The organism is Cnuella takakiae, from assembly GCF_001953305.1.
GTDB classification, from domain to species: Bacteria; Bacteroidota; Bacteroidia; order Chitinophagales; family Chitinophagaceae; genus Flavisolibacter; species Flavisolibacter takakiae.
The window spans coordinates 3,930,946-3,949,781 of record NZ_MTFE01000010.1 but is presented as its reverse complement, the minus strand read 5'-3'; the positions used below and the strand labels follow the sequence as shown (position 1 = coordinate 3,949,781).

General features: G+C 44.4%; 19 protein-coding genes. All 19 read left to right on the top strand.

Annotated features, from left to right (window positions below; all coding sequences use genetic code 11):
- Positions 1 to 6 precede the first annotated feature (6 nt).
- The 19 genes from BUE76_RS17015 to fcl all read left to right on the top strand — a co-directional run bounded on the left by BUE76_RS17015 (position 7) and on the right by fcl (position 18,821).
- Positions 7 to 1,083, top strand: coding sequence for a hypothetical protein (locus BUE76_RS17015; RefSeq protein WP_083596505.1), 1,077 nt, complete (start codon positions 7 to 9; stop codon positions 1,081 to 1,083).
- A 487-nt stretch (positions 1,084 to 1,570) separates the two neighbouring features.
- Entirely contained in the window at positions 1,571 to 1,972 is a 402-nt protein-coding gene (locus tag BUE76_RS17010; RefSeq protein ID WP_073043018.1) for a sugar 3,4-ketoisomerase, read from the top strand.
- The gene (locus tag BUE76_RS17005; protein WP_073043016.1) at positions 1,969 to 2,376 is read left to right on the top strand and encodes a sugar 3,4-ketoisomerase; all 408 of its coding nucleotides are present in this window, start codon (positions 1,969 to 1,971) and stop codon (positions 2,374 to 2,376) included. Before BUE76_RS17010 ends, BUE76_RS17005 begins: the two co-directional genes overlap by 4 nt.
- Positions 2,376 to 3,368 carry a beta-ketoacyl-ACP synthase III gene (locus BUE76_RS17000; RefSeq protein ID WP_073043014.1) on the top strand — a complete coding sequence of 331 codons (993 nt, stop codon included), beginning with the start codon at positions 2,376 to 2,378 and terminating at the stop codon, positions 3,366 to 3,368. Before BUE76_RS17005 ends, BUE76_RS17000 begins: the two co-directional genes overlap by 1 nt.
- 10 nt (positions 3,369 to 3,378) lie before the next feature.
- Entirely contained in the window at positions 3,379 to 4,065 is a 687-nt protein-coding gene (locus tag BUE76_RS16995) for an SDR family NAD(P)-dependent oxidoreductase (RefSeq protein WP_073043012.1), read from the top strand.
- Positions 4,065 to 5,006, top strand: coding sequence for a GNAT family protein (locus BUE76_RS16990; protein WP_073043011.1), 942 nt, complete (start codon positions 4,065 to 4,067; stop codon positions 5,004 to 5,006). Before BUE76_RS16995 ends, BUE76_RS16990 begins: the two co-directional genes overlap by 1 nt.
- A 12-nt stretch (positions 5,007 to 5,018) precedes the next feature.
- Complete coding sequence (locus BUE76_RS16985) at positions 5,019 to 6,134, top strand: DegT/DnrJ/EryC1/StrS family aminotransferase (RefSeq protein ID WP_216820671.1); 1,116 nt, start codon at positions 5,019 to 5,021, stop codon at positions 6,132 to 6,134.
- Positions 6,134 to 7,588 (top strand): oligosaccharide flippase family protein, encoded by a 1,455-nt coding sequence (locus BUE76_RS16980; RefSeq protein WP_073043009.1) that lies wholly within the window; start codon positions 6,134 to 6,136, stop codon positions 7,586 to 7,588. The genes BUE76_RS16985 and BUE76_RS16980 overlap by 1 nt, the downstream gene beginning before the upstream one ends.
- Positions 7,588 to 8,670, top strand: coding sequence for a hypothetical protein (locus BUE76_RS16975; RefSeq protein WP_073043007.1), 1,083 nt, complete (start codon positions 7,588 to 7,590; stop codon positions 8,668 to 8,670). Before BUE76_RS16980 ends, BUE76_RS16975 begins: the two co-directional genes overlap by 1 nt.
- Complete coding sequence (locus tag BUE76_RS16970) at positions 8,670 to 9,581, top strand: EpsG family protein (RefSeq protein ID WP_073043004.1); 912 nt, start codon at positions 8,670 to 8,672, stop codon at positions 9,579 to 9,581. Before BUE76_RS16975 ends, BUE76_RS16970 begins: the two co-directional genes overlap by 1 nt.
- Positions 9,571 to 10,578 (top strand): glycosyltransferase family 4 protein, encoded by a 1,008-nt coding sequence (locus BUE76_RS16965; protein ID WP_073043002.1) that lies wholly within the window; start codon positions 9,571 to 9,573, stop codon positions 10,576 to 10,578. The genes BUE76_RS16970 and BUE76_RS16965 overlap by 11 nt, the downstream gene beginning before the upstream one ends.
- A complete protein-coding gene (locus BUE76_RS16960) occupies positions 10,556 to 11,524 on the top strand; it encodes a glycosyltransferase family protein (protein WP_073043000.1) in 969 nt (322 codons plus the stop codon). Before BUE76_RS16965 ends, BUE76_RS16960 begins: the two co-directional genes overlap by 23 nt.
- A gap of 14 nt (positions 11,525 to 11,538) precedes the next feature.
- Positions 11,539 to 13,041, top strand: a complete 1,503-nt coding sequence (locus tag BUE76_RS16955) for a GMC oxidoreductase (protein ID WP_158069989.1) — start codon at positions 11,539 to 11,541, stop codon at positions 13,039 to 13,041.
- Positions 13,010 to 13,957 carry an NAD-dependent epimerase/dehydratase family protein gene (locus BUE76_RS16950; protein ID WP_073042997.1) on the top strand — a complete coding sequence of 316 codons (948 nt, stop codon included), beginning with the start codon at positions 13,010 to 13,012 and terminating at the stop codon, positions 13,955 to 13,957. The genes BUE76_RS16955 and BUE76_RS16950 overlap by 32 nt, the downstream gene beginning before the upstream one ends.
- Entirely contained in the window at positions 13,944 to 14,771 is an 828-nt protein-coding gene (locus tag BUE76_RS16945) for a glycosyltransferase (protein WP_073042994.1), read from the top strand. Before BUE76_RS16950 ends, BUE76_RS16945 begins: the two co-directional genes overlap by 14 nt.
- A gap of 3 nt (positions 14,772 to 14,774) precedes the next feature.
- On the top strand, positions 14,775 to 15,665 hold the full coding sequence (locus BUE76_RS16940) for an NAD-dependent epimerase/dehydratase family protein (RefSeq protein WP_073042992.1): 891 nt from the start codon (positions 14,775 to 14,777) through the stop codon (positions 15,663 to 15,665).
- Positions 15,666 to 15,671: 6 nt separating this feature from the next.
- The gene (locus BUE76_RS16935; protein WP_073043168.1) at positions 15,672 to 16,223 is read left to right on the top strand and encodes a sugar transferase; all 552 of its coding nucleotides are present in this window, start codon (positions 15,672 to 15,674) and stop codon (positions 16,221 to 16,223) included.
- A 512-nt stretch (positions 16,224 to 16,735) separates the two neighbouring features.
- On the top strand, positions 16,736 to 17,845 hold the full coding sequence (gene gmd, locus BUE76_RS16930; protein WP_073042990.1) for a GDP-mannose 4,6-dehydratase: 1,110 nt from the start codon (positions 16,736 to 16,738) through the stop codon (positions 17,843 to 17,845).
- A gap of 37 nt (positions 17,846 to 17,882) precedes the next feature.
- Positions 17,883 to 18,821 (top strand): GDP-L-fucose synthase, encoded by a 939-nt coding sequence (gene fcl, locus BUE76_RS16925; protein ID WP_073043167.1) that lies wholly within the window; start codon positions 17,883 to 17,885, stop codon positions 18,819 to 18,821.
- Positions 18,822 to 18,836 lie beyond the last annotated feature (15 nt).

The window sequence follows — 18,836 nt, the reverse complement described above, 5'->3', positions numbered from 1 at the left end:
GTTTCCATGAACCAGCATAATGTATCTACTGTAATGGCCACCGACGCGGACGATGACTACTCGTTCCGGGAAGATCTGGCAGCCAAAGGAAAGCGATTGCGCTTTGCCCTAAGGCAGTGGAAATGGTGGGGTTCGGCCGCCTTGTTGGGAATGGTAATAGGAGCAACTTATGCCTACCTCAAGCCAGTTACCTACGTTGCCCGCACCACCTTTGTGGTGGAAGATACTAAATCATCGGGCGGCATGCTTTCAGCCATTGCCGGTCAGTTTGGATTTGATGTAGGCAGTATGGCAGGTGGTGGCAGTGGCGTATTGGCCGGCGATAACGTATTGGAACTGCTTAAAAGCCGATCGTTGATCAAGAAGACCTTATTGACACGCACTGACAGCAGCAGTATGGAAACCCTCGCCGACCGCTATGCCAGCAGCAAACACTGGCAGGAAAAATGGGCCAAAAGCAAGAAGGTTGGATATGCTGTAAAGTTTATGCCCGGAAAGCAAAAGGGTAGGGTAGAAGATAGCCTGCTCCAGGTAATCATCAAACATGTGGTGGAAGAAGACTTATCGGTGGCGAAACCTGACCGTAAGCTGGGCTTTTTTGAACTCAATGTCACCATGCGTGACGAACTGCTTGCAGAACAATTCAGCAGGCGCCTGCTCAAAACAGCGATCGATTTTTTTATAGATACGCGTACCCGCCGATTATCTACAAATGTGGCCCGTCTGCAAGGAAAAGCAGATACCTTGGAAAGGGTACTGAACCGCAAAACCTACTCGGCTGCCGCCAGTGGGAAAATGCTGCTCGATCTGAATCCTGTGTACACAACTCCTGATGCGGTAGCTGAAATTTCGGGTCGCGACAAAGCTGTGCAATCGGCCATCTACGCCGAGGTAATGAAAAACCTGGAGATCAGCCGTACGGCGCTGATACAGGAAACCCCTACGGTGCAGGTGGTGGATGAGCCGGAGTTGCCGTTGAAGAAGAATAAAGCTCCATTGATATTGATAATGGGAATGACGGCACTATTGGTGGCGGCAGTAACATTGTTCGTTCTTTCTATTTTTATTGGTTACAAAAGTTAGTTCATAACAATGCAGAAAGAATAAGTATTCTTTCTGTTATAAAAATAAAATTTATCTAGCTTGGTAATACATCTTTTTTTAAACTAGTTTTGCGCCATTATTGATTTTCAAACCTACCTGGCAAGTAATTATTCATGCTATTGCTGTTTTACTTAGTCCTTTCATAAGTAAGTGGGGTAGAAGGAATAGTAATGTTTTATTAGTTTACATGGAGGTAACAAGAAAATGCTTTTTAATGTATTTATTCCAAGAAAAGTTGTGTGGTTGTGTTGTAATTTATCATTTTAGCAGCACTAATCTCTAAACTTCATTTTGGGGGAATTCAATAAAAGATTAAGATCCTGGAGTAGGAAATTTGATGTGATCTTCATTACCTTTTAAAATTTGAAATGCACAAATGTTGTTTATGAAATAGCGCAGGACGTAAGCACTTATAGCTTTCTGTTTTATTTAGCATGTAATCTGAATATCCTTAATCCGACAAAGCATGGATAAACCGAAACTTTTAGAATTCCCCAAAATTTTTGATCCAAGAGGTAACCTCACCTTTTTACAAAGCCCTCAGCAAGTTCCTTTCGTTATCAAACGTGTATTTTGGACCTATGATGTCCCTGGTGGCGAAATGCGAGGTGGTCATGCTTACAAGACCCAACAAGAGATTATAGTTGCGTTAAGTGGAAGCTTTGATGTACAAATAATGCTTTCAAACGGCTACACTCAGAAGTTTTCATTGAATCGCTCTTATTATGGCTTGTATTTGCCTGCAGGTACTTGGAGACATATGGAAAATTTCTCAACAAATGCCTTAGGCCTCCATTTAAGCAGTACAGAATATTTGGAGCAGGATTATATTCGTGACCTCGACCAATATCTTAATTACAAGCAATGACAGTTTACGATTGTAATTTATTGTTCCTACCTCAAATTGGCAATCGGAACGGCAATATAACAGCAGTAGAGGGTAACCGCAATTTTCCATTCGCTATCAATAGGATATTTTATTTATACGATATCCCGGGAGGAGAATCAAGAGGTGCTCATGCACATAAAGAGTGTCACCAGTTTCTTATTGCAGCAAGTGGTGCATTCGAAGTTTTATTGGACGATGGTCGCACCCGTCGTCAGGTATTACTCAATAGACCTAATCTGGGTTTGCATATTCCACCTGGTATTTGGGCGTCTGAAATCAATTTCTCAAGTGGTTCCATTTGTCTTGTCCTTGCTTCTCACGTTTATAGCGAATCGGATTATATCCGTGAGTATACTGATTATGTAAATTTTGTAAATAGCTGATGAAACAGATTGTACGCAACGCTAAGATCATTGGAACAGGTATGTGTGTGCCGGAAACTGTGCTTACAAATGCAGAGTTAGCGTCACGTTTACAAACAACCGATGAATGGATCAGACAGAACTTGGGTATAAAAGAAAGGCGCATAAGCAGCGCTGAACAAGCCACCAGTGACCTTGCAGCTCAAGCTGCATTGGACGCAATTGAAGATGCTGGTTTGAAAGTAGCGGATATCGAACTTATAATTCTAGCAACAGCAACTCCTGACCGGCTTGCACCTTCTACCGCAGCAATTGTGCACGATAAAATTGGGGCTGTGAATGCTGCTGCCTTTGATATATCTGCTGTATGTAGCGGTTTCCTTTTTGCAATGTCTGTGGCATCCCAATATATAGCTAGCGGCGTATATAACAATGTTTTGGTTATTGGAGCAGATACGTTTTCTAAAATTACGGACTGGACAAGACGGGATGCCGTTTTCTTTGGTGATGGCGCTGGAGCAGCGATACTTTCTGCTGCCTGCGAACAAACCGGATTTTTAGCCTACCGATTGTACACGGATGGTAAAGGCAAATTTGAGTTTACAATTCCTGGTGGTGGCTCTGAGTCACCTACAAATCACAATACACTAGAGCAGAATTTGCATACATTTAGAATGAACGGACGTGCAGTCTACGAAACTGCAACTGAAGTGCTTCCCAAAGCTATCTGGCAGGTGCTTGAAGATGCAGGGATGACTATTGAAAATATTGATCTATTGATTCCTCATCAACCCAGCGTAAGAATTCTTCAAAAAACTGCTGAATTGATCAACCTGCCTTTTGAGAAAGTAATGACCAACATGGATCGTTATGCAAATACTTCAGGCGCTACTATTCCCATTATTCTGCACGAAACATTAAAAGCCGGCAAAATTCATTCTGGCTCAACTATTCTCTTTGCTGCTGTAGGTAGTGGCTGGACATATGGTGCTGCACTCATCAAGTGGGCGTAAACACAATAGCATGATTATCATAACTGGTGCATCAAAAGGAATTGGTCATTATCTGATGACCGAATACATTAACAAAGGCGAAGAGGTAATAGGCTTTTTCAACAATACAATTGTTGAAAGTGAAGGTAAGGATGGTGAGTTTGTCCGGATGGATATCTGTGATCATGTTGCACTGGCAGGATGGGTCAAACAGAATGCTGAACGGCTCAGTAGAATCACAATTGTTAATTGTGCCGCTATCAACTACAACTCTTTTGCACATAAATCTGACATCGAGAAATGGGCAGAAGTTATCAACGTCAATGTGATAGGTACTTTCAAAGTCATCCTAGCCTTTCTTCCTTTAATGCGCGACCAATCCTATGGTCGTATCATCAACTTTGGTTCAGTGGTATCGGAATTGCCTTCGCCAGGCATCAGTGCTTATGCCGCTTCAAAATCTGCCTTAACCGGACTTGTTAAGTCGATTGCGGTGGAGAATGCAGGTAAGGGCATAACCATCAATAATATCAACCTCGGATATTCTGAGCTGGGTATGATTAGTCAGGTGCCTCAGGAATACCTTAATGCCATCCTCAAGAAAATACCCATTGGCAAGCTATGCGCACAGGAAGATATTTTCAACACCGTTGAATATATCCGGAAAAGCGAATATTTAACTGGTACAAACATTAACTTAAACGGGGGCATAATCTGATGGGCTTAAATGACCTGCTTTTTGCGCGAGCGCCGATCCTTTTTCATTATTCACCATACAGTTTTCTACCAGCAGTAGACCGGAAAAAGATTGTTGACGCAACCGTAATTCATCACATTGAAGCGCTAAGAGGCGATGCCTCAGTTGACTTCTTTGAAGTTTCAATCGACGGTTATGCACATGTTTTTGTCACAAAGTTTCTGAAGTGGGACTCTGACTACTTTGGTATTACTACCTATAAGTTACTTTATGTCCTGTACAACCACAACTCCTATACAATATTAAAACGTGCAGTGGAGGAGTATAGTGCGGGTTATGTTCGCGGGAAGAAAGCCTATTTCTTTTGTGAGCTTCCTAGCGAAGATATAGTCCTGATTCAGGCTTTGGGAGAATCATGCTTCAAGCTGGTAGAAAGTCGACTCACTTATTACCTGCATCTGCCTTCTTTCAAACATGAGCGGTATCTGGTTCGAAAGGCAACTCAGGATGATACTGAGAACCTGAAGCGCGTTGCCCGTATGATGCGGAACGACTATGACCGGTTCCACGCGGAAACGATCTTCTCTCAAGAACGGGCTGATGAGTTCCTTGCCACTTATGTTGAGGAATCAATTAAAGGGTTTGCGGATGTTTGTATCGTTCCCGATGAGCCGGGTTTTCCGCCGGACGCTTTTGTAACGGCCAATTACCTGACGGATCAATGGAGTGCGATAGGCGCAAAGATTTCAAAGATGGTTTTATCAGCCGTGTCTGGAGAAACCTGCAAAGGTTGGTACATCAAGCTGATCAGCGAAATGGCATTTCATCTTCATGAGAATGGTGCTGACTATGCCTTTATGCACCCGGCCACTACGAACCGTGCAGTAATACATTCCTATGAAAAACTGGGTTGTAAATACGGGAAGTGTGTACATGTGCTTACCAATGCTCAATTTGTTTAGTTCAATATTCTTATGTCGATGATGAAGGTTCCTTTCTTAGACTTTTCGCCAAGCCATTCGGAAATTAAAGATGAAATAACTCTGGCATTCAACGCTGTTTACGATAGCAATTGGTATGTACTTGGGAATCGTGTTTCAGCTTTTGAAAGCGCTTATGCACAGTTCAACAGTACTCCCTATGCAATTGGTGTAAGTAATGGTCTGGATGCGCTTTACCTGTCCTTGAAAGTACTTGGTATTACCCAAGGTGATGAAGTTATCGTGCCTTCAAATACGTATATTGCTACTGCACTTGCCGTTTCTTACCTCGGCGCTACTCCTATATTTGTAGAACCGGATCCCCGCACTTATAACATCGATCCATTACGGATTGAATCTGCCATAACTGCCAAAACCAAGGCGATTATGCCGGTGCATCTTTACGGTCAATGTTGTGAAATGGCGGCTATTATGGAAATTGCCGAACGCCATAGGTTGAAAGTAGTGGAAGATAATGCCCAGGCGCATTCAGCCACCTTCGCAGGCAAGCCAACTGGGAGCTGGGGTCATTCCAATGGTACCAGCTTTTATCCTGGAAAGAACCTAGGTGCACTTGGTGATGCCGGGGCTGTTACAACAAGCGATGCTGAAATTGCAAAGAAGGTAAAGGTGCTCCGCAATTACGGTAGCCAGGTCAAGTATCATAACGAAACGATTGGACATAACATGCGCCTGGATGAACTGCAGGCCGGTATACTTGAAGTGAAGTTGCGTCACCTGCAAAGGTGGACAGTTCAGCGTCAGGAGATTGCCAGCTGGTACAACGAGTTATTGAACAGGGTAGGTGATTTGATTCTACCTTATGTGCACCCCGACGCTACGCATGTGTTTCACCTCTATGTGGTCCGAACCACAAAAAGAGATGCGTTACAACAGTTTCTTACCCAGGAAGGAATCGGTACACTGATTCATTATCCTATTCCGCCACATCTGCAGGAGGCCTACAAACACTTAGGCCATGCAAAAGGTGCTTTTCCGATAGCAGAAGAAATTGCGAGTACTTGTTTGAGCCTGCCACTGTTTCCAGGGATGACCTTTGAGCAGGCCAACCAGGTAAGCACCGCTATCAAAGCTTTTTTCAACAAGTAATGAGTAAGTACAAGGAGCTTTTCAAAACTTCTTCGATTCTCGGCGTTGTACAGGTGCTGGGCTTGTTGTCCTCTGTGATCAGGGCAAAGGTAATTTCGCTTTTGTTTGGTGCATCGGGTCTTGGGGTTTTTACCATTTTACAAAGTACCCAGCAGCTAATTCTGAATATCTCTGGTTTTGGATTGCCAGTGAGTGGCGTGAAAGAGATCGCAGCTGCACGGGAAGAAAACGAAAGCGGCAGACTCAGTTCCTTGCTGCAGTCAATCAAGGGGCTCAATATTGTCCTTGCTTCGATTGCCACGCTTTGTTGTGTTTTACTTTCCGGAGTACTTGATCGCACACTGCTCAATGGAACTGCAAACTACAGGGTCTTTCTATACCTTGCCGGATCAATATTCTTTACACAGCTTTACAATTCGCTTTATTCAATCCATCAGGGGCTAAGGTCGTTGAAGGTTATCGCCTATGCCGGCTTAATCAGCAATCTTGTAGGTATAACTGTAGCCTTGCCCATATTTTTCTTTGCCGGTCCGGACAGCATATCGATCAGCTTTCTTGTATTGGCCTTCACTTCATTTTTCAGTATTCACCTTCTTGGAAGAAAGCGATTGATTGATAAGACCATTGCGGCAAAGCTGCCCTGGGTGCAAACGCTCAGAGCAAGTTTGCCCATGCTGAAGCTTGGCTTTGTACTCAACCTGGCATCACTCATTGGCCAGGTAGTGGCTTACTGTATTAGACTATACATCACAAAGGAAGGGTCCTTATCTGAGCTGGGCTACTACAGTGCGGTTTATTCGATTACGTATTCCTATACCGGGCTTTTCTTTACTGTGCTGGCCACAGATTTCTTTCCTCGCATCGCCTCGAAGGTTAATAACCCTAATGGTTTGCGGGACGATGTAAACAGACAGATTGAGTTCACGCTACTCATTCTGCTGCCAATGATGTGTGTTTTTTCAGGCCTGCACGAAACGGTGATCAGGTTACTCTATGCAGAAGATTTCCTGGTTTTGAAGCGTATGATTGTTATTGCCGGATTCAGTAACATACTCAGGTCGGTGTCGTGGGCTTTGGCCTACCTTCTGATTGCAAAAGGCTCTTCCCGGTTCTATTTCGTCAATGAGCTTATTGCTGGTATATACACTGTTATCATAAACATCCTTTGCTATCACTGGCTGGGACTTGAGGGATTGGCAATCGCGTTGGTGTTGGCAAATGCCGTTTATGCCGTCCAGATGTATATCATTGTTAATCGGTTGGTGACATTCAGGCTTTCGAAACTCAATGGAATGCTGCTGCTGGCAGCAGTCATCACTTACGGGTTCATGTATCTGTTGCATTTCACCTTCGCAGTAGCAGGTAGCTTTGTTTGGATCTGGGTGTTCATTGCTGCAGCAATTGCCTTTTCGTTAATCGTGTTTAGAAATAGTTTACGGAAAAATAATGCCTGATGCGGGTTCTTTTAGTAGGAGATTTTAGTGCTGTTCATAGTAATCTCGCAAAGGCACTTCGGATGCTTGGACATGACGTGGTGGTTGCAAGCACAGGCGATAACTTCAAAAATTTTCAGCGGGAGTATGATCTTAAGCCGAAAGTCCAAAACAAAATCCTAGCCGGATTAGAGCGTATCGTACTGGAGGAACATTTTGTGCGATCAGCAAAGGGGTTTGATGTTATCCAAATTGTCAATCCTGGGATTTTTTCCCGGTTTCATTTGCGCAATCCGTTCCGTAGCTTGTTGAAAAGGGCCCCCCGGGTGTTCATGTATGCTGTTGGTGACGATTACCGATATTGGCAGGCCTTTCGTGAGAAAGCATTCCGGTATTCACCACATGCCGATGCGTTGAAATTCGATTATAAAGCAGAACAAAGTGTTTGGGAGTACGGCAAGTTCAAAGAGTATTCCCTTTTTCTAGAGGCAAATGTATCGGGAATCATAACCGGTGCAGCAAGCTACCAGATTGCTTACCAGCGTCATCCGAAATACCTCGCCAATATCCCGTTCCCGGTTTATTTTCCTGGGGATACGCTCGACGAGCCCCGGCAATCAGTTGCGCCAATGCTGTTCATCCATGGCCGCCAATCTGGCCGCCATGGCTTTAAGGGAAGCTGGTATATTGACCAGGCAATATCTTTATTGGAGCAGGAAACCAGGGGCTTAGTGCAATTTAGAACGGTTGAGAATTTACCTTTCACAGAGTACCTGCACCTAATCAAACAAGCCGACGGTATTTTTGATCAGGCTAATTGCTATGATCCGGGTATGAACGCCCTGATCAACATGATGCACGGTCGTTTGGTGTTCGGGGGATGTGAGCCGGAGTTCATGGACAGCTTTGGAATAAAAGAAGAGCCGTTAGTCAACATTATTCCCGACCCTGCTGCAATTGCGGCTGTGGTGCGCAAGTATGTCAATGATCCAGGATTGATGTACCTGGTGAAATGCAATGGCAGCCGCTTTGTGCAGAAATATCACAACAGCCTTGATGTTGCAGAGAAATTTGTGTCTGTTTGGAACAACGTTGAAATTTGATGCCTGCCCGAGTGATGTTAAGCGTACTGGTTTTTTTAGCCACTTTGATAAGGGTCTTTCCTCCTTTTCAGAATCTTGGGCGTGACTTTTTTTCTACCTGGGAAAGTTTTCCTTCGGAAGTGGCCGATGGCTATGGCCTGTACAGCCTCATGGGGAAGACGATTGGATTCGCCTTTGGAAGTTTTCACGTTTTCTGGTTCTTTGTAGCGCTCTTGCTAGCGCTTTCATTCAATAGTTTTGCTAAGGCTTATTCAAAGTTGGACCCGTCACCTGCTGCTTTGTTGCTGCTGGGAGTGTTTACTATAGGGTTTGTCGTTCCATGGTTTTGCTTCCAGAACTTCAGATTTGGAACTGCCGTTCTTTTGATAGTTCCAGCATTTTTCGACCCGCCAAAGAAATTTTCCATGAAGGCCGTGTTCAGTATGGCAAGTCATTCACTGAGTTTTATAGTCATCGGGTTTCAGCTGATGTACCGCACTATCCGAAACTGGAAGCCAGTGGTCTTAATTCTCTTAATTACCTTTGCCGTTTTTTATGTTTTGAAGGATTTGCTTATTCTTCAGGTGCTCGCTTTATCCGGATACGAGAATTATACAAATGACCTCATGGTGTATGCTGATGAAAAGGAGAGCACTGCCTTTCCTTTATTGCGCACCGCGGTGTTTGCTTACCTGGGATTGACAATCCTTAAGGGACAATCACGTTTGTATTTTCTTTTACTTTTGACGGTATACTTGGTTGCTATTGTCCTCACACCATTCCATGGGCGGATTCTGCCAATAGTTTATCTGGTGATGCTTTTGTTTTGGTCTGCCTCGGTACCAAAGGGTAAGTGGGGTTATATATGCCTTTGTTCGCTTGTGCTGTTGGAGGGTGTTTTTTCTTTCTATAAAGTGTTCTATGCTTCCTGATGATTGTGTTTTTGTTGTTCTTGGTCCTGAAGCTAAGGGGGGGGTTCAGGAGGTTAATGATGCATTGGTAGCTGCGTTGAAAGCGCAGAATCGCCCCTTTTTTTATTTGCAAACCCATGGGGCAGTCCGAAAGTTTATCCGGAATAATTGGCCACTTTCCCGACAATACGTTTCGATTGCCTCATTGAATTTTGGTGTTTATAATTTTTTCTTCCAAAAATCTGTATTTGTCCTGCACGGATATCCCTATCGCCGGCACCTATCTTTCTTTAAATACTGGGTTAATGTGCTGGGGCATGCCCTCTTTGGCGCTTTCTCCAACAAAGTGGTAGCAGTGTCTAATCTGACCAAGTATGTGTGGGAAAATCATATTGGATTGCGGGTAGATTCCGTCATATATAATCCTTACCCCGTTGGTGTTGAGGATGCATCAAGAACGGTAGCTTCATTCAAGATCAATGGTGATAATTCAGGAATCCGAAACTTAGTTTATGTTGGTCGGGTTGTTGCTTCTAAGAATCTTGGCCAGATGCTACACGCAGTTGACCAACTTCGCCAAAGTAGCTCCTACCGGATAAATTTTCATATAGTGGGGACCGGAAAAGAATTGGCCTCTTTTCAGGCTAGATTCAACCATCCTGATAACATTTTCTATGGCTTTGTAGACACGGAAAAGAAATACAAGGTTTTTGCAGGAGCTGATGCATTTATTTCACTGAACGAGGGAGAGCCGTTTGGATTAACATCATTGGAAGCTGCGTCTTTTGGATTAAACTGTATTTTGGCGACCCACGGGGGGCATAATGAGTTTGTGAAGAGAGACAGAATTTTTCTGGTCAATGACATCAAGAACATAAGCCAGATCAGTAGGCAGATTGAAGCCGCATTATGCAATCGTAAGTACGAAAGTGCGGTGCAGCATCCATCGACCCACGAGCCGGTTCATGTTTTGTCAAGGTATATATCCCTATTCCATGAAGATTTTGTGGGTAACTAAGATTGCGTCGCCTTCGCTTACCGGAGGTACCCGGGTGAGTTCGCAGTATAGGCAGGCGCTCGAAAAAAGCAGCACTGTTGACCTTATTGCCTTGTATCAGCACAATGTGAAGTTGTTTTCACGATGGCGCTTTTTTAAGCAACTGTTGCAAGTGCGATCAAATCACTATGATGCGGTATTCTTCGATGACCATTATGCCATTTTTGCTCCGCTTTTTCGCAATCATAATACACTTCAGTTCTACCATGGCAACTGGCCCAAACTGATGTTTGCTTCCTTGATTTATTTTTTAAAAGGTCTTTATCTTTTTCCTCAGTACCTGATGGGGTTTGTGTTTTGCAGGAAAGTCATTTTTGTAAATCCTTATTTTGAGAAGTTACTTGGTTTTCTATGTAGAAGTACCCTCACACTGATAAATCCGGTTACCAATGTCTGGCATGAGGAGTATGCGGCAGTCGATCCTAAAGAAGCAACACTAGTAGCTGTCGGCAATATTGATCGGAGAAAATACAACCTGTTACTGTTGTATTTGAACCAGGGAAAAGAGCTGAAACGATGGCAAATAGACATCTATGGTAAAATTGTGGAGCAAAGTCTGGCGGACGAATTAGGGTCTTTCCCTAACGTTCAGCTGAAGGGGTATGTTCCTTTTGTTCCCTATCATCGTTATGCCTTCCATATAAGTTTTAGTTCGGCAGAGAACCTTCCGCTTTCATTGCTTGAATCTTTACGAAACAGGACCCGGGCTATTTATCCCAGAGCCGCCAATTACAGGCCTTTGTTTGGGAACACCGGAATCCAATTTTATAACAACCAAGAGGAACTGGAGTTGTTCTTATCTGCACAGTTCAGTGAGCGGCCACAACGAATAGCAGATTCGTCTGCCTGGAACTTTATACCAACATCCTTTGAACAGAATCTAGCAACATTAAAAGGTAGTATTTGATGGAACCATATGATATGATTATTGTGGGAAGTGGTTTGGGTGGCGCATTTCTCGCCAAGTATCTTGATCCGCAACTCAAGGTCCTGTTGATTGAAGCAGGTGGCGCTACAAAGAAGTCATCAGACGTAGTAAATTTTGAGGAGCACGGCAGAAGTTTTAACTGGCCGGAAACACGTTCTATTGAATTAGGAGGTACTTCAAATTTGTGGCATTCTGTTTTGTCGCCGCTCGATCCGGTCGATTTTGGAAAAAGGGAATGGATACCCAAGAGCGGGTGGCCCATCACCCGTGATGATCTTGAGCCTTTTTATCAAAAAGCGGCAGCTGATCTGGGAATCTCCGACTATAAGTATTTTAATGCCGAGGAGGCAAAGAAGAGTTTCGCTGATGACCATAGCCCAATCCGGCTTGGAAAAGCTTTCGAGATCAAAATTTTTCAACAACCGGAGCCGCAATACCGCGTACGGACTTTCTTGAACCGGTTGAGCAACGTAACTATCTTAACTGATACGGTATGTTTGGAAGTATGTGGTGCAGAAGACGACCGCAGGAAAATGAAAGGGGTGAAATGCTTCTCACTTCGTAACGGGGCATTTGAATTTTACGAAGGACGGGTTATCGTTTTGAGTGCTGGCGCGTTGGAAACGCCCCGTATTTTATTGAATTCAACCACCATCGCGCTGGAAGGTGTGGCAAATGTCGGCCGTTACCTTCAGGATCATCCGATGGGTAATTTCAAGCAGCTCAAGTTTCGCCGCCCAACCAAAGCAAGGCTGTTTTCAGATTTCCGGTACAAACCGAACACCAGAATCAAAGCCGGTGTGGTCTTATCTGAATCAGCTCAAAGGCAATTAAAACTGCCCAATCACAACTTCTTTCTCAGGCCGTCGTTTGTGGAAGGGATCAATGACAAAGCAGAGGAGGTAAAGCTTTCGCTTTTATCATTGCGCGATTACAAGGTGTCTTTGAAGCAGGTTTATACCATAATGAGCAATATAAATCTTGCCCGGCAAATTCTGGCTTATAAAACCACTTTCAACGTTGTTTACAAATATGCCGACTTATTCCTAATGTCTGAGCAGGTGCCCAACTTCGATAGCAGTGTTGCCCTTTCTCAAATCAAGGATCAATGGGGATACCCCATAGCTAAGGTAAACTGGCAGCTTACAGACCAGGATATTGCAGGTATGCGGAAATATGTATCATTGGTGGATGAATGCTTTGATACGGACCTTGCTACAACCTCCTTAGGATTCGAGATGGAACGCTGGCTAAAAATATTCAGCAGCGCGGCGCACCATGTTGGTACCTGTAGAATGGGTGTCAATGCTGCGGACGCAGTTGTTGATGCAGATTGCCTTGCATTTGGTACCAGTAATTTATATGTAGCCGACGGTTCGGTCTTCACTACTTCCGGAAATGTAAATTCCGGGTTAACCATCATTGCTCTGGCAATACGCCTCGCAGGTCATATCAATATGCAGTATGCAGCACATTATAATTCTTGGAGCAAATAGTTTTATTGCGCAGCAATTCATTCGGCTGAATTCCATTGCCTTTCAATATCACCTGGTAACAAGCACAGGACTTCGTTTGCCACCCAGTATGAACCATTCTGTTTATACCTATAATAATGCGGACCTTACTAAATTGATAGAACGGTGCAGGGGGAATAAAGTTGGCATGCTTAATTGTGCCTATGACGGCGCACAGCCCTTCGCGAACAAGAAGATTCTGAGTTGTTTTATACGGCTTGCACAGGCTATCAAGCCTCAATGTAGTTTGCATTTGAGTACGATATCTGTACTGGACGGGAAAGAAGGCGCAGTGAAAATTCTGGATGTGGCAAGTCCTGCCTCTTATTACGGCAGGTTGAAACTGCTGATCGACAAAAAGCTGATTGCAACAAAAATTCCCGGCCTTAAGATTTTGAGGGTTCCCAACGTTTTGGGTTCAGGAGGCAATTGGGATGCTTTTTTGAACAGGTTGCGATCGGTAAAGACGGCTTACCTGCCCTCTTCTGGAGCAAAGACGGGTGTGTTTATTCAAGTTGAACATCTTGTAGATTATATTGCAACCCTGCTCCGTTCTGATAAAGAGCCTTTTGATCAACCAATGGTTTTGAGTGTACCGGCAGAACGCTGCGTCTTCGCAACATGGCGTGAGATATTCCTCATGGCTAACCTGCAGATCACGATCGTTGAAGCAACCAACAAAAAGTATAGTGATAGCACTATAAAGAATTTGATCCTGACCTTGCTATCGGCCAAGCCTACTGTATCGCTGCTTTTTGCTTCCCGGGGCCTGAGCAACCTAGCCGGTCGGTTCCTGGGTGGACAGGCAAATGCTTCCGCCCAGTTACCCGAAATCCTTCACGTTGATAACACTGTTCGTTTAACCCAATCTGTAAATTTTGTAAATGACGCAGTTTAGTGTTTTGATTTCTGTTTATAAAGGAGCAGACCAGTCACACCTTGACATGGCTTTGAACAGCCTGCTCAAACAAAAATTGCTGCCAAGCGAGGTGGTAATAGTATTGGACGGGGAAGTGGGGGTAAACATCAAGGAAGTAATATCAGCATTCAGGCATTCTGCGGAACAAGACTTTGAGATCAATATCAAAATTGTTTCTCTTCCCAAAAATCAGGGGCTTGGCATCGCACTTCGGGAAGGTTTATTGCATTGCTCATATGACCTTGTGGCCCGAATGGATGCTGATGACATTTGTAAGCCGGATCGTTTTGCAAAACAGGTAGCATATTTTGAAAACAACGAGATTGAGGTTTTAGGTTCTTCAATGGAAGAATTTGTTAGTATGCCAGGTGATTATGGCAAGTTTAAAGTCCAGCCTTTAAGCCATCCGGAAATAAAACGAAAGGCGCGTTTTCTTAACCCGATTTCACACCCTACGGTTATGTTCAGAAAGGCTGCAGTCCTTGAAAGTGGTTCCTACATGGATATGCCTTTATTCGAGGATTACTTCCTTTGGGTGAGGATGTTGGTGAAAGGCTACAAGTTTGCCAACATCAGAGATTCTTTACTTTACTTCAGGGTGGGCAATGATATGATCGGCCGCAGACATGGCTGGAGTTACTTGCAAAAAGAATTTGCTTTTTACAAGGCGAGTTTAAGATTGAAGAATATCAATTATTTGCAGTTCTCCGGTTTAATCATTACCAAGTCGTTGTTGCGCCTCCTCCCTAAATTATTTATGCAATTTGTATATAAAAAATTTGCGAGGTCTTGAGTCATGAAAACGTTGTTGACGGGTGGTAACGGGTTTTTGGGTAGGCAGATTGCCTTGGAGATGAAGCAGCACGGTAAGTTGGTATCCATGGGCAGGAGCAGAGGCGATTTAGTTTGTGACCTGGCTAAAGAGCAGCCCCGCCTGGATGAACTCTTTGATCTTGTTGTGCATTGCGCCGGTAAGGCACATATGGTGCCGCGCACCGCTGTTGAGGCACAGGCATTCTTCGACACAAACCTGAACGGAACAAAGAACCTATGTTCTGCTCTTACAGTGAGCGGCTTCAAAGGCAGGTTTATTTTTATAAGCACGGTGGCAGTATATGGCCTGAGTAGGGGAATGCAGATTAATGAGGAAACAGCCTTGGGAGCTACTGAGCCATACGGGAAAAGTAAAGTGATTACAGAAGCTTTTGTAAAGGAGTGGGCTGAACAACAGGGAGTTCAATGTACGGTATTAAGGCTGCCTTTGATTGCAGGAGACAATCCTCCGGGAAATCTGGGTGCAATGATTGCTGCCATAAAGAAAGGATTTTACTTTAATATAGCCGGAGGTAAAGCCCGAAAAAGCATGGTATTAGCCACAGATGTGGCGCATGCCATTATCCCTTCATCGCTGGTTCCCGGCACGTACAATCTTACCGACGGCATCCATCCGTCGTTTGAAGAATTAAGTACGGTGCTGGCCAACAAGGTGGGGCGGACTAAAGTATACAATATGCCGTATACGATCGCCAAGTTGGCAGCACTTTTTGGTGATCTTGTTGGTGAACGATTTCCTTTGAACACTTCTAAACTAAACAAGATTCTTGCTCCGCTTACTTTTGATGACTCAAAGGCTCGTAACGCTTTTGGCTGGAACCCTAAGCCGGTACTTGGCAATATTTCAATCTAATTGTTCATGTTCAATAGGTTTTTCGCGTTTTTATTGTTGCTTTTGTTGATTCCGGTATTTCTGGTTGTATGTTTCCTCATCTGGTATGAAGATGGTTTGCCGGTATTCTTCAAGCAAAGGAGGGTAGGCCTGAACTATTCATTCTTCTATATCTATAAGTTTAGAAGTATGCGTAAGGATACGCCGAATGTGGCAACTCACCTGTTAGGCAATTCTGGGAAGTACCTGCTACGGGTAGGAAAATTTATAAGAAAGACAAGTTTGGATGAACTACCCAACCTAATCAACATCATCAAAGGGGACATGGTTTTTGTCGGTCCAAGACCAGCATTGTATAATCAGGACGATCTGATGAAGATGCGGGTTGATGCAGGCGTTCATACATTGAAACCGGGTATTACCGGCTGGGCGCAGGTAAATGGCCGGGATGAGTTGTCATTGGAAGAAAAGGTGAGGTATGAAAAAGAATATCTTCAACGCAGGTCTTTTCTTTTTGATGTCCAGATACTGATGCAAACCTTTTTTAATGTAGCAGGCCGGAAAGGCGTTGCACACTGATTTCGATTGACGTCATTATGGGGCAAGTTAGCTTAGTGTTATAAATGATGTTGAAATCTTGGTTTAGACATCTTCATTATGAAGTCCGGTAGGACATTCGTTTATAACTATTTTCATTTTAAGGGAGTTGTGTTCTGAAAATTCACTCCGATATCATTAAACACGGCTTTCAATAATTCGTACCATGATAAAGCCACTCACATCATTGCGCTTTTTTTGTTTTTTTGAGCCATTCTGATTTGCTTTTATTTTCTGCAAATTCGGATTTCAAAAAAAATTATGAGGAGTGGTTTCTTGACAGGTATGTTGGTGTGAGTTTCTTTTTTATGCTCAGCGGCTTTATTCTGGGCTCAAATAATGAGCGGAAGTTTGAGTTTAGCGCAATAACCAACAGAGATTTTTGGACAGCTTGTTTGCACGTATTGTTTTACAGCATACAAATTCATTCCATTTCACCTTTTTCATAATAGTTATTGGAATCAACTATTTTGCTAGAGTTAGTTAATAAAACCATGAAAACCGCTCTCATCACCGGCATCACTGGGCAGGACGGCGCCTATCTTACCGAGTTACTCCTGGGTAAGGGGTATATGGTGCACGGCATCAAACGCCGTAGCTCGCTGATTAATACCAACCGAATAGACCACCTATACCAGGACCCCCATGAGCAGCACCGTAATCTCGTACTGCATTATGGCGATCTTACCGACAGTACCAACCTGATTCGCATCATACAGGAAGTGCAGCCCGATGAAATTTACAACCTGGGCGCCATGAGCCATGTAAAGGTGAGCTTCGATACACCGGAGTATACCGCCAATGTGGATGGCCTGGGCACCTTGCGGATACTCGAGGCAGTTAGATTGTTGGGGCTTTCTCATAAAACGCGGATCTATCAGGCATCCACCTCCGAGTTGTACGGGTTGGTGCAGGAAGTACCGCAAAGTGAGCGTACGCCTTTTTATCCCCGCTCGCCCTATGGCGTTGCAAAACTCTATGGCTACTGGATTACGGTGAACTACCGCGAGGCTTATGGTATGTATGCATGCAATGGTATCTTGTTCAACCACGAAAGCCCATTACGTGGTGAAACTTTTGTCAGCCGAAAGATTACACGAGCCGTAGCACAAATGGCTTTAGGCATGGAAAAGTGTTTGTACATCGGCAACCTTGACGCACAACGCGATTGGGGACATGCTAAGGATTATGTGGCAGCTATGTGGCTGATGTTACAGCAAGATGCGCCCCGCGACTATGTGGTAGCAACTGGTATCACAACAACAGTGCGCGAATTTATCAGGATGGCTTTTGAGCAAATAGGCGTGAATTTGTCCTTTGAAGGAGCCGGGGTAGAAGAAGTAGGGGTGGTTCAAGCTTGTGATGGTTCCTTCCCCTTTACCGTTGGGCAAACCGTGGTGCGCATTGATGCCCGATACTTTCGGCCAACAGAAGTTGATTTACTCATTGGAAATGCATCTAAAGCACAGCAAGAGTTAGGATGGCAACCCCATTACAGTCTTCCTGAAATGATTGCTGAAATGGTCCGTGCAGACCTTGAACTGTTTCGCCGGGAACAGATGTTGCAGCAACAAGGCTTTAAAGTATTAAAGCAGTTTGAATGATTTCAGTTACTTTTCAATCGTAAACGTTACAAGCCTCATGCACCAAAACGCTAAAATTTACATCGCCGGTCACCGTGGCATGGTTGGGTCAGCTATCCTGCGCAAGTTGCAAAAGGATGGATACCGCAACTTTGTGTTGCGCACTTCCAAAGAACTGGACTTGCGAAATCAGCAGGCTGTTGCCGACTTTTTTGCTGCGGAAAAACCCGAGTATGTTTTTCTGGCAGCAGCTAAAGTAGGAGGCATCGTAGCCAACAATACTTACCGCGCCGATTTCCTGTACGAGAACCTGATGATCCAGAACAATGTGATTCACCAAGCCTATGTGCAGGAGGTGAAAAAGCTGATGTTCCTCGGTTCTTCCTGTATTTACCCAAAGATGGCGCCACAGCCGCTCAAAGAAGAGCACCTGCTGACCGGCCTCCTCGAGGCCACCAATGAGCCTTATGCCATCGCAAAGATTGCAGGCATCAAGATGTGTGATGCTTATAGGGCGCAGTATGGCTGCAACTTTATTTCGGTAATGCCCACCAACCTTTATGGTCCAAACGATAACTACGACCTGCAAAACAGCCATGTGTTGCCTGCCCTCCTGCGCAAAATGCATGAGGCCAAACTCGCAGGTGCACCTGCCGTGGAACTTTGGGGAACGGGCAAGCCGCTGCGCGAGTTTCTGCATGCCGATGACCTGGCAGATGCCTGTACCTTCCTAATGGAGCACTACAACGAAGCGGGACTTGTTAATATCGGTGTAGGCACTGACTTGCCGATCAGCAATCTGGCCGAAATGATCCGCGAGATTGTAGGGTACCAGGGCGAGCTTCATTTCGATACTTCTAAACCCGATGGTACGCCACGTAAATTGATGGATGTTTCCAAACTGACAGGTTTGGGGTGGAAGGCATCTATTCCGCTCAAAGAAGGCATCAGCAGCGTTTACCGCGAAAGGTTTCTACAGGATGTAGCCTTAGTGTAGCGTGCATCTTTATTT